Source organism: Winogradskyella sp. (assembly GCF_016744625.1).
Taxonomy (GTDB): domain Bacteria; phylum Bacteroidota; class Bacteroidia; order Flavobacteriales; family Flavobacteriaceae; genus Winogradskyella.
Genome location: NZ_JADGDZ010000042.1, coordinates 17,002 through 28,248 on the forward strand (window position 1 = coordinate 17,002; position 11,247 = coordinate 28,248).

6 protein-coding genes and 3 tRNA genes are annotated in these 11,247 nt (G+C 33.6%); 3 read left to right on the forward strand and 6 right to left on the reverse strand.

Features of this window, described 5'->3' with window-relative positions; all coding sequences use genetic code 11:
- Positions 1 to 12: 12 nt before the first annotated feature.
- Positions 13 to 2,568 carry an ATP-dependent Clp protease ATP-binding subunit gene (locus QZZ53_RS10040; RefSeq protein ID WP_296384169.1) on the reverse strand — a complete coding sequence of 852 codons (2,556 nt, stop codon included), beginning with the start codon at positions 2,566 to 2,568 and terminating at the stop codon, positions 13 to 15.
- 263 nt (positions 2,569 to 2,831) lie between these two features.
- On the opposite strand from QZZ53_RS10040, the gene gyrA reads away from it, so the two are divergent.
- Positions 2,832 to 5,318, forward strand: coding sequence for a DNA gyrase subunit A (gene gyrA / locus QZZ53_RS10045; RefSeq protein WP_296384170.1), 2,487 nt, complete (start codon positions 2,832 to 2,834; stop codon positions 5,316 to 5,318).
- An 86-nt stretch (positions 5,319 to 5,404) separates the two neighbouring features.
- The gene (locus QZZ53_RS10050) at positions 5,405 to 6,697 is read left to right on the forward strand and encodes a tetratricopeptide repeat protein (RefSeq protein ID WP_296384172.1); all 1,293 of its coding nucleotides are present in this window, start codon (positions 5,405 to 5,407) and stop codon (positions 6,695 to 6,697) included.
- A 49-nt stretch (positions 6,698 to 6,746) separates the two neighbouring features.
- On the opposite strand, the gene QZZ53_RS10055 is transcribed toward QZZ53_RS10050, so the two are convergent.
- The gene (locus tag QZZ53_RS10055) at positions 6,747 to 7,496 is read right to left on the reverse strand and encodes a C40 family peptidase (RefSeq protein WP_296384174.1); all 750 of its coding nucleotides are present in this window, start codon (positions 7,494 to 7,496) and stop codon (positions 6,747 to 6,749) included.
- A 9-nt stretch (positions 7,497 to 7,505) separates the two neighbouring features.
- Positions 7,506 to 8,684, reverse strand: coding sequence for an acetyl-CoA C-acyltransferase (locus tag QZZ53_RS10060; protein ID WP_296384176.1), 1,179 nt, complete (start codon positions 8,682 to 8,684; stop codon positions 7,506 to 7,508).
- Between the two features lie 113 nt (positions 8,685 to 8,797).
- Here QZZ53_RS10060 and QZZ53_RS10065 point away from each other — a divergent pair, with 113 nt between their 5' ends.
- Complete coding sequence (locus QZZ53_RS10065) at positions 8,798 to 10,849, forward strand: HDIG domain-containing metalloprotein (RefSeq protein ID WP_296384178.1); 2,052 nt, start codon at positions 8,798 to 8,800, stop codon at positions 10,847 to 10,849.
- Positions 10,850 to 10,886: 37 nt separating this feature from the next.
- Here the strand turns inward: QZZ53_RS10065 and QZZ53_RS10070 are convergent.
- From QZZ53_RS10070 to QZZ53_RS10080, 3 genes are all read right to left on the reverse strand, one after another.
- Positions 10,887 to 10,960 (reverse strand) — tRNA-Arg (locus tag QZZ53_RS10070).
- A 15-nt stretch (positions 10,961 to 10,975) separates the two neighbouring features.
- Positions 10,976 to 11,050, reverse strand: a tRNA-Pro gene (locus QZZ53_RS10075).
- Between the two features lie 36 nt (positions 11,051 to 11,086).
- Positions 11,087 to 11,175: transfer RNA gene (locus QZZ53_RS10080), tRNA-Ser, on the reverse strand.
- Positions 11,176 to 11,247: the final 72 nt, after the last annotated feature.

Here is an 11,247-nt window from a genome sequence, read left to right on the forward strand (position 1 = left end):
AGCTAAAATGACTTAAGATTCTGTTGTTTTACTAGACGATTTAATCTTAATCTTTAGTTCATCAGTTTTTGTGTCTAAGTCCATTGTGATGGTATCTCCTTCATGAATTTTAGAATTGATGATTTCTTCAGCTAAAGCATCTTCAACATATTTCTGAATAGCTCTATTTAAAGGTCTAGCTCCATATTGTTTATCGAACCCTTTTTCTGCAATATAGTCCTTAGCTTTATCTGTTAGCTTAAGTGTATAGCCTAAACCTTTAATTCGATCAATAAGCTTGACTAGTTCTATATCAATAATTTTATTAATATCTTCTTTTTCTAAAGCATTAAAGACAATGACATCATCTATTCTGTTTAAGAACTCAGGTGCAAATGCTTTTTTAAGAGCATTTTCAATAACAGCTTTTGCATGATCTGTTTCTTGTGCTTCTTGTGCAGAAGTTCCAAAACCAACTCCAGTCCCGAAGTCTTTTAGTTTACGAGCTCCAATATTAGATGTCATGATTATGATTGTATTTCTAAAATCAATTTTGCGACCTAGACTATCAGTTAAGTATCCATCATCCAAAACTTGTAACAACATATTAAATACATCTGGATGCGCTTTTTCAATCTCATCTAAAAGTACTACAGCATAAGGCTTACGTCTTATCTTTTCAGTAAGTTGACCACCTTCTTCATAGCCTACGTATCCTGGAGGTGCACCAATTAAACGAGAAATAGCGAATTTCTCCATGTATTCACTCATGTCTATTCTCACTAGAGAATCATCACTTTCAAACAGCTCACGTGCTAAGACTTTGGCTAATTGTGTTTTACCAACACCAGTTTGTCCTAAAAATATAAATGACCCAATTGGCTTGTTAGGATCTTTAAGTCCGGCTCTGTTTCTCTGAATAGCTTTTACAACTTTAGCAACAGCTTGATCTTGGCCAATAACTTTACCTTTTATTAAATTAGGTAATTGCGATAGCTTATTGATTTCTGTTTGCGCAATTTTATTCACAGGAATTCCAGTCATCATAGAAACAACGTCCGCAACGTTGTCTTCTGTTACAACTTCTCTATGCTGTTTGGTGTCTTCTTCCCATTTTTCTTGCGCAACAGCTAATTCTTTTTCTAAACGTTTTTCGTCATCTCTAAGCTTAGCAGCTTCTTCATACTTTTGCTTTTTAACGACACTATTCTTGGTTTCTTTAACCTCTTCAAGCTTCTTTTCTAATTCAAGAATCTGTTTAGGTACATCAATGTTAGTAATGTGAACACGAGAACCAGCCTCATCTAAAGCGTCAATAGCCTTGTCTGGAAGGAAACGCTCAGTCATATATCGATTTGTTAATTTTACACAAGCTTCAATAGCTTCATCTGTATATTCAACATTGTGATGCTCTTCGTATTTACCTTTAATATTATTAAGGATTTCTATGGTTTCTTCAACTGTAGTCGGTTCGACAATTACCTTTTGAAAACGACGTTCTAAAGCTCCATCTTTTTCAATGTATTGTCTGTACTCATCTAAAGTTGTAGCTCCAATACATTGTATTTCTCCTCTAGCAAGAGCAGGTTTAAACATGTTTGATGCGTCTAAACTTCCTGTCGCTCCACCTGCACCGACAATGGTATGAATTTCGTCAATGAACAGAATAATGTCATCATTCTTTTCAAGTTCATTCATAACAGCTTTCATACGTTCTTCAAACTGTCCTCTGTATTTAGTTCCTGCTACTAAGCTCGCTAAATCTAGAGTTACTACACGTTTATTAAATAAGGTACGTGATACTTTTCGTTTTACAATTCGTAAGGCTAAACCTTCAGCAATAGCAGATTTACCAACTCCAGGTTCACCTATTAATAAAGGATTGTTTTTCTTTCTTCTACTTAATATCTGAGAAACACGTTGTATTTCTTTTTCTCGTCCTACAACAGGATCTAACTTTCCTTCTTCTGCAAGTACAGTTAAGTCTCTTCCAAAGTTATCTAAAACGGGTGTTTTAGACTTCTTATTTGTTTTGCCAGACTGACCACCAAAAGGATTCTGTTTTGCGTCATCTTCCTCTTCATTTGTATCATCATCATCAGAAAACGATTCTGCTTTTGGAGTGTCTAAATAATCATCTTCGCTAGTAATCATAGATTTAAATTCTTCTTTTACGTTATCATAGTCAACCTTAAGCTTGTTTAAAAGCTTGGTGGTAGGATCATTTTCATTTCTTAAAATACACAATAATAAATGTGCAGTATTTATGGATGTGCTTTGAAACAACTTAGCTTCTAAAAATGTTGTTTTTAAAGCACGTTCTGCTTGTCTTGTTAAATGTAAGTTTTTCTTTTCGTTAGATGTAGTAACTATATTAGGATTAGCAGGACTCAATATCTCTACTTTTCGCCTTAGGTGATTAAGGTCAACTTCTAAAGCGCTTAATATATCAATAGCCTTTCCGTTACCATCTCTTAAAAGGCCTAACATTAAATGTTCGGTACCAATAAAGTCGTGGCCTAAACGCAAGGCTTCCTCTTTGCTATAAGCTATAACATCTTTAACTCTTGGGGAAAAATTATCGTCCATAGTAAATTCCTTTCTGCATTAAAAATAATAAAAACATATTGAGTATAGGTCAAAAACTATACCTTAATTAAATGTTGTAAACGAAGAGACTAAAAAAGCATTTTATATCAAAGCAAATTGACAGATACTTATTAACGAAAAAGATATCAAAAATTGTTAATAAAAACTCCTAAAAACGACTTAGAATTTCTCTGTAAACACTCCTAAATTAGCTATATTAGCACGTTATGAAAACGTACAAAAAAAACTAATTAATTTTATATATGGCAGAAGGAGAAAAACTCATTCCAATTAACATTGAAGATGAAATGAAATCGGCTTACATTGATTATTCAATGTCAGTCATTGTGTCACGTGCTTTACCAGATGTAAGAGATGGTTTAAAGCCAGTTCACAGACGTGTACTTTACGGTATGCACGAACTTGGTATTAGAGCAAACAGTGCACATAAAAAGTCAGCAAGAATAGTTGGTGAAGTTTTGGGTAAATATCACCCACATGGAGATACTTCTGTTTATGATGCAATGGTACGTATGGCTCAAGAATGGAGTTTGCGTTACATGCTAGTAGATGGGCAAGGTAACTTTGGTTCTGTAGATGGAGATAGTCCTGCAGCAATGCGTTATACTGAAGCACGTATGCGTAAGATATCTGAAGACATGTTGGCAGATATTGATAAAGAGACCGTAGATCATAAATTAAATTTTGATGATACCTTAGAAGAGCCAACTGTTTTACCAACTCGTATTCCGGGACTTTTAGTCAATGGAGCGTCTGGTATTGCTGTAGGTATGGCAACTAATATGCCGCCACATAACTTAACAGAAGTTGTAAATGGTACAATAGCATATATTGAAAATAACGATATAGAAATTGACGAATTAATTCAACATATTAAAGCCCCAGATTTTCCTACTGGTGGAACTATTTATGGTTATGATGGTGTAAAGGAAGCTTTTCATACAGGTCGTGGACGTATTGTAATGCGTGGAAATGCAGTTATTGAGGAAGTTCAAGGAAGAGAATGTGTTATTGTTACCGAAATACCTTATCAAGTTAATAAAGCAGACATGATTAAAAAAACTGCTGATATAATTAACGATAAAAAATTAGAGGGGATTTCTACTATTAGAGATGAATCGGATAGAAATGGGATGCGTATTGTTTACGTTTTAAAACGTGATGCAATTCCTAATATTGTACTGAATAAGTTATATAAATATACAGCTTTACAATCATCATTCAGTGTCAATAATATTGCATTGGTAAATGGTCGTCCACAATTATTAAACTTAAAAGAGTTAATTCACTATTTTGTTGAACACAGACATGAGGTTGTTGTAAGACGTACAACATATGAATTGCGTAAAGCTGAAGAGCGCGCTCACATATTAGAAGGTTTAATTATAGCTTCAGATAATATAGACGAGGTGATTAAAATTATTCGTGCATCCTCTAATGCAGATGAAGCGCGTAATAACTTAATTGAGCGTTTCAAACTCTCGGAAATACAAGCTAAGGCAATAGTTGAAATGCGTCTGCGCCAACTTACAGGTTTAGAGCAAGATAAGTTGCGTAATGAGTATGATGATATAATGAAGACAATCATCGATCTTAAGGATATCCTAGACAAGAAAGATCGTCGTATGGAAATCATTAAAGAAGAGTTAGAAGTTGTAAGAGATAAATATGGTGATGAGCGTCGTTCTGTTATAGAATATGCAGGTGGAGATTTGAGTATCGAAGACATGATTCCAGATGAGAAAGTTGTAATTACAATTTCTCATGCAGGTTATATTAAAAGAACTTCGCTTACTGAATATAAAACACAGAATAGAGGAGGAGTTGGTCAAAAAGCATCAACAACACGTAACGAAGATTTCTTAGAACATTTATTTGTTGGTACAAATCACCAATACATGTTATTTTTCACCCAGAAAGGAAAATGTTTCTGGATGCGTGTTTATGAAATTCCAGAAGGAGCAAAAACATCCAAAGGCAGAGCGATTCAGAATTTGATTAATATTGAACAAGATGATAAAGTAATGGCTTTTATCTGTACTCAAGATTTAAAGGATGAAGATTATATTAATAGTCATTATGTAATAATGGCTACTAAGAAAGGTCAAGTTAAAAAGACATCTTTAGAACAATACTCTAGACCAAGATCTAATGGAATTAATGCTATTACTATTAAAGAAGATGATGTTTTATTAGAAGCTAAGTTAACCACAGGTGAAAGCCAGGTGATGTTAGCATTGAAGTCTGGTAAAGCGATTCGTTTCGAAGAAGCTAAGACTAGACCAATGGGTCGTAATGCATCTGGTGTTCGTGGTATTCGTCTTCAAGATGAAAAAACTGATGAAGTAATAGGTATGATTGCTGTAGATGATATGGAAAGCAATATCCTAGTTGTTTCTGAAAATGGCTATGGAAAACGTTCAAGTTTAGAGGATTACAGAATTACAAATAGAGGCGGAAAAGGTGTGAAAACTATTTCTATTACGGAAAAAACAGGTAACTTAGTATCTATTAAGAATGTAACTGATGAAGATGATTTAATGATTATCAATAAATCTGGTATTGCTATTCGTATGGCGGTAGCTGATCTTCGCGTTATGGGAAGAGCAACTCAAGGAGTTAAGTTAATTAACTTAAAGGGTAGTGACTCTATTGCAGCTGTTGCTAAAGTTATGAAAGATGATGATGAAGATGTTGAAGATGTTGACTATGAAGTGACTGGTAATTAAGAATCAAATGAGGATGGCACGGCTATTGATAATAATGACACTGAAACAGAAAACTAAAAATTAACAACAAAACTATTTATTACAAGATGAAAAAATTAATGACATTAGTGTTACTCTTGGCTATTACGTCTATGTCTTTTGCTCAAAAAAATGAGGTTAAGGCAATTGAGAAAGCACTTAAGAATTCGAATTTTGCAGATGCCAAATCAGCGGTTTCTGTTGCTGAGGCATTGATGGGAAATATGGATGATAAAACAAAAGCCAAGTTTTATTTTCTCAAAGCACAAGCTTTATATGCTAAAGGTAAGGGGTCTGATAAAAATATTGATGAAGCAATTGAAAGTATTAACGAGTTAAAAGATTTAGAGTCCAAAATTGGCAAATTAAAGTATACCAAGCAGGCTAATGACATGTCTACAGAAATGCTTAATTCTTTTTTCGAAAAAGCGAATAATGCCTTTAATAATAAAAACTATAAAGTAGCAGCTAAGCGATTTGAAAAAACATATAAAATGTCTCCAAAAGACACAATATATTTGTATTACGCTGCATCATCAGCAGTTTCAGCAAGTGATTTTGATACTGCATTAGGGTATTATGTTCAATTAAAGAATTTAGGATATTCAGGAATAGAAATGAAATATCATGCTACAAACAAGGAAAGCGGTGTAGAAGAAGTTTTTCCAAGTACAGAAACTAGAAATTTGTCTGTTAAAATAGCTAAAACTCATAATAAGCCAAGAGATGAAAAGACGAAATCTAAAACTGCAGAAATAGTTAAAAATATAGCTTTGATTTATGTTTCTCAAGGAAATAATGAAAAGGCATTAGGTGCAATGGCAGATGCTAGAGCAGAAAACCCTGATGATTTGGGTCTTTTATTATCTGAGGCTAATGTATATTTAAAAATGGGCAATAAAGCTAAGTTTAAAACTTTAATGGAAGAAGCCGTTGCAAAGGATCCTAATAATGCTGAGTTGCTATACAATTTAGGTGTTTTAGCTGCAGAAGGTGGTAACAATGAAGAGTCTAAGAAGTTTTATGAAAAAGCAATTTCAATAGACCCAACATATGTAGATGCTTATAATAATTTAGCTGTGACTATATTAGGTGGTGAAGCTAGTATTGTTGAAGAAATGAATGAGTTAGGTACTAGTGCAGCTGATAATAAAAAGTATGAAGAGCTTAAAGAAAAACGTTCTAAGCTATACAAAGAGGCTATTCCATATTTAGAAAAGGCTTTAGAATTAAAAAACACCAATATTGATGCGGCAAGAACTTTAATGAATATTTATAGCGCTATTGGTGAAGTAGATAAGTATAAGGAGATGAAAGTGAAAGTTCAGGAAATGATTGATGCTTCGACTGAAGGCAATTAAGTTTATCAAAAATCATATAAAAAAAACGACCTGAAAAAGGTTGCTTTTTTTATATGATTTTTTTAATTACCCTGAGTCTGTGTGTGTGTGTGTGTGTGTCAATATTATAAATGCCACTATGATCTAATCGGTCAATTCTTACTTTACCATGTGCATGTATAATATAATTATCCTCCATTATAATGCCAACATGGATAATGTTACCATCAGCGTTATCAAAAAAAGCTAAATCACCAGGTTCACTTTCTTCAATAAAACTTAAAGCTTCTCCTTGATTAGCTTGCTCAGAAGCATCTCTGTATAGTTTATAGCCGTTAAGCTTATATACCATCTGCGTAAAGCCAGAGCAGTCGATACCAAAAGGTGTTTTTCCTCCCCATAAATAAGGAGCATTTAAATATAAAAATGAGGATTTAATGATTTCAGACTTACTACTTATTGATGATAAGATGGTGCCATCAAAATTATGATTAAGTAATGCTAAACCATTTAAATCTGATCCGACTGGAATAGGATATAAATTATTTGAATCATCTGAAACAAACTCAATTAAGTCTCTAGATAGTTTAATATTGGAGCTTGATAGTTCTTTAAAATCAGATTCTTCAATCTCGATATACTGCTTATTATCTATCCAGCCTTCATACTTATCGAAGGCAAAACGAATACGGCTCCATTTTTTTCGTTGTTCCAAAACTTTGAATTGGTCACCATACAAAGCTTGCGTTACCATTTCACTAGTATCGCTAGGCTCTAATCGTATAGGTACAATTCCAAGATTGCAAATACCGTATTGCATAAATAAAATTTAAGCGCGTTCTAACACCATTGCAGAAGCACCACCACCACCATTACAAATAGCAGCAGCCCCAAGTTTAGCATCATTTTGATGAAGTACATTAATTAATGTTACTAAGATTCTAGCACCAGAACATCCGAGTGGATGACCTAAAGAAACTGCTCCTCCATTAATATTTACGTTACTATCGTTTAATCCTAAAATTTTCATATTGGCTAATCCAACCACAGAAAAAGCTTCATTAAATTCAAAGTAATCCACATCACTTAATTTAATATTGGCTTTGTCTAGCGCTTTTGGTAATGCTTTAGCCGGAGCAGTAGTAAACCATTTTGGTTCTTGTGCAGCATCAGCATAACTTTTAATTGTTGCAATAGGAGATAAGCCTAATTCTTTAGCTTTTTCTCTGCTCATTAATACTAGAGCAGCAGCCCCATCATTTATAGTAGATGCGTTAGCTGCAGTTACTGTCCCGTCTTTAGTAAAAGCAGGACGTAAGGCAGGAATTTTATCCATCTTCACATTTGTATACTCTTCGTCTCTATTTACAACAACAGGTTCTCCACGACGTTGAGGAACTTCAATAGCTATAATTTCATTATTAAATTTACCTGCTTCCCAAGCTGCTTTAGAACGTTCGTATGATTGAACTGCAAAAGCATCCTGATCTTCTCTACTAAATTCATATTCACTAGCACATGCATCAGCACAAACACCCATGGCATTTTTATCGTAAGCATCGACTAAACCATCCTTTTGCATTCCATCCTCGAGTGTAGCAGGCCCAAATTTTGTAGCACTTCTTGCATGATAATAATGAGGAATAGAACTCATGTTCTCCATGCCACCAGCGACAATGATTTCCGCATCTCCTAGCTGAATCGCTTGAGCTGCTTGCATAACCGCTTTCATACCAGAAGCACAAACTTTATTTATCGTAGTACAAGGAACAGTATCTGGAATTCCAGCATAAATTGCAGCTTGTCTCGCAGGTGCTTGACCAGTGCCAGCTTGTACAACATTACCCATTAGCACTTCCTCAACCATTTCTGGATTAAGGTTAATTTTTTCTAGAGCACCTTTAATTGCTGCAGCTCCTAATCGAGGTGCAGGTACAGAAGATAGACTTCCTAAAAAACTTCCAATTGGTGTTCTAACAGCTGATACGATTACAACGTCCTTATTCATTATATTTATCTTTATATGAGTTGCTGCGAAATTAATCAATTTTTGAGAGATTTGAGAATGTATTAATGATATTAGCCTTCTAAAATTCTAATATTTATTACATTTGATTGTATATGAATGCATTTCTCAATAAATGGTATAAAAACCATGCTTTAGTCTATAAAATATTACTGTTCTTAGTAACAACACTATTTATAGTATATCTATTTCCTAAAACAGGTAAATTTAGATACTCTTTTGAAAAAGGAAAACCATGGCAATCTGAGAATTTGTATGCTCCTTTTAACTTTGCTATAAAAAAACCTCAAAATGAATTAGATGTTGAAAATCTTGATATTGAAAAGAATAGCCCTGTTTATTTTGAAATTGATAAAGAGATTGAAAGTAAAGTGTTATCCGACTATTTGTTACGATTTAATCAAACGGTAAAAGATTCTAGTTATCTTAATATTCAAAATTCTAGTTTATACAAAAAAGGAAAATCGTTTGTTGTTAAGCTTTATGATAATGGTGTTTTAGATCAGAATTATAGTTATTCGGATAATAGACCAGTCATATTAGCCACATCCAATACCATTCAGAAAGAATTACAATATGGTAGTTTATATGAATTAAGTGATTTGCGTCAACTTATAGAAAAGCACTTAAGTAATGATGTTTTATCTGAAAATAGAAATAGTATGATTTCTATATTTTTTGATGTTATAAAACCTAATATAGTATTAAATGAAAGCTTAACTGAAAAGGCTCTCGAAGAAGAATTATCTAAAATATCATCAACAAGAGGAAGTATTGAACAGGATCAGCTAATTATTTCAAAAGGGCAGGTTGTTGAAGATGAGCAATACGTCATTTTAAATTCTTTAAAATCTGAATATGAATCTCAAGTGTGGAATACAGCTAATTATAATTGGGTCTTAGTGGCTTATACATTATTGGTGGCATTGGCACTCTTAATGTTGTTGTTGTTTTTACGAAAATATAGAATGGAAGTATTCCTTAATAATACTAAGGTGACATTCATTTTCTTTAACATAGCGTTAATGATATTATTAACGACTTTAATAATAAATTATAACTCTCAATATATTTATGTAGTACCATTATGTATTCTGCCATTAGTGTTAAAGGCTTTTTTTGATGCTAGACTTGGTTTATTTGCGCATGTCCTTACAGTGCTGCTGTTAGGTTTTATAGTGCCAAATAGTTACGAATATATGTTTCTTCAAATTATAGCAGGTATTGTTACAATTTTAACGGTTTCGGAACTGTACAAACGTGCCAATCTTTTTATATCTGTTGGGCAAATTACGTTTATATACATCATTGCTTATTTTGCCTTTTTCGTTATTCATGAAGGGCAATTAACTGGATTAAAATGGGAAACCTTTGGATTATTTATACTCTGCGGCTTGGCTACACTTTTTGTACAACCTTTAATTTATATCTATGAAAAGATATTTGGGTTAGTGTCTGATGTATCTTTATTAGAACTTTCCGATACCAATACAAAACTTTTAAAGGAATTATCGAATAAGGCACCTGGTACGTTTCATCACTCGCTAAATGTTGCTAATTTAGCAGAAGCATCTGCAAATGAAATTGGAGCAAATTCTATGTTAATTAGAGTTGGTGCTCTTTATCATGATATTGGTAAGATGAAGAATCCAACATATTTCACAGAGAATCAAAGTACTGGGATAAACCCTCATGATGAATTATCTAGTCATGAGAGTGCTAGGATTATTATCGATCATGCCATAAATGGAATTGAAATTGCAAAAAAGCATAACTTACCAGATCGTGTTATCGACTTTATAAGAACTCATCATGGAACAAGTCTTGTGTATTATTTTTACATGAAAGAGAAAGCGACTAATGAAGATGTAGATATTAAAGACTTTTCATATCCTGGACCAAAACCATTCAGTAAAGAAACGGCAATTTTGATGATGTGTGATAGTGTTGAAGCCGCATCAAAAAGTTTAAAAGAGCCTACAAGTACTAAGATTAATGAGTTTGTAGAAAACATTATTAACAAACAAATGGAAAATGGTCAATTTCTTAATGCAGATATTACTTTTAAAGAAATTCAATCTATAAAAAAGGTACTAAAACATAAGTTAGCAAACATTTATCATCTTAGAATTGAGTACCCAGAATAAAACAAAAAAGTCTTACTATTTCTAGTAAGACTTTTTGTGAGCCCGATAGGATTCGAACCTATGACCGCCTCCTTAGAAGGGAGGTGCTCTATCCAGCTGAGCTACGAGCCCGTAACTCTAAAATTGTCGGGGTGGCAGGATTCGAACCTGCGGCCTCCACGTCCCAAACGTGGCGCGATAACCGGGCTACGCTACACCCCGAGAATTGGTTATCTAATTTCAAAAAAGAAATTATTGCGGAGAGACAGGGATTCGAACCCTGGGTAAGTGTTTCCACCTACGACGATTTAGCAAACCGTTCCTTTCGGCCACTCAGGCACCTCTCCAGTAATTTTGTATGAACAAGCATTAGTATTTAAATGCGGATGCAAATGTAAGTTATCATCTTAAACAACACA

Bases quoted from the DNA above. Each gene is read 5' to 3' on its own strand.
- QZZ53_RS10055 (WP_296384174.1), bottom strand. From the start codon at position 7,496: ATGCAATACGGTATTTGCAATCTTGGAATTGTACCTATACGATTAGAG.
- gyrA (WP_296384170.1), top strand. From the start codon at position 2,832: ATGGCAGAAGGAGAAAAACTCATTCCAATTAACATTGAAGATGAAATG.
- QZZ53_RS10060 (WP_296384176.1), bottom strand. From the start codon at position 8,684: ATGAATAAGGACGTTGTAATCGTATCAGCTGTTAGAACACCAATTGGA.
- QZZ53_RS10050 (WP_296384172.1), top strand. From the start codon at position 5,405: ATGAAAAAATTAATGACATTAGTGTTACTCTTGGCTATTACGTCTATG.
- QZZ53_RS10065 (WP_296384178.1), top strand. From the start codon at position 8,798: ATGAATGCATTTCTCAATAAATGGTATAAAAACCATGCTTTAGTCTAT.
- QZZ53_RS10040 (WP_296384169.1), bottom strand. From the start codon at position 2,568: ATGGACGATAATTTTTCCCCAAGAGTTAAAGATGTTATAGCTTATAGC.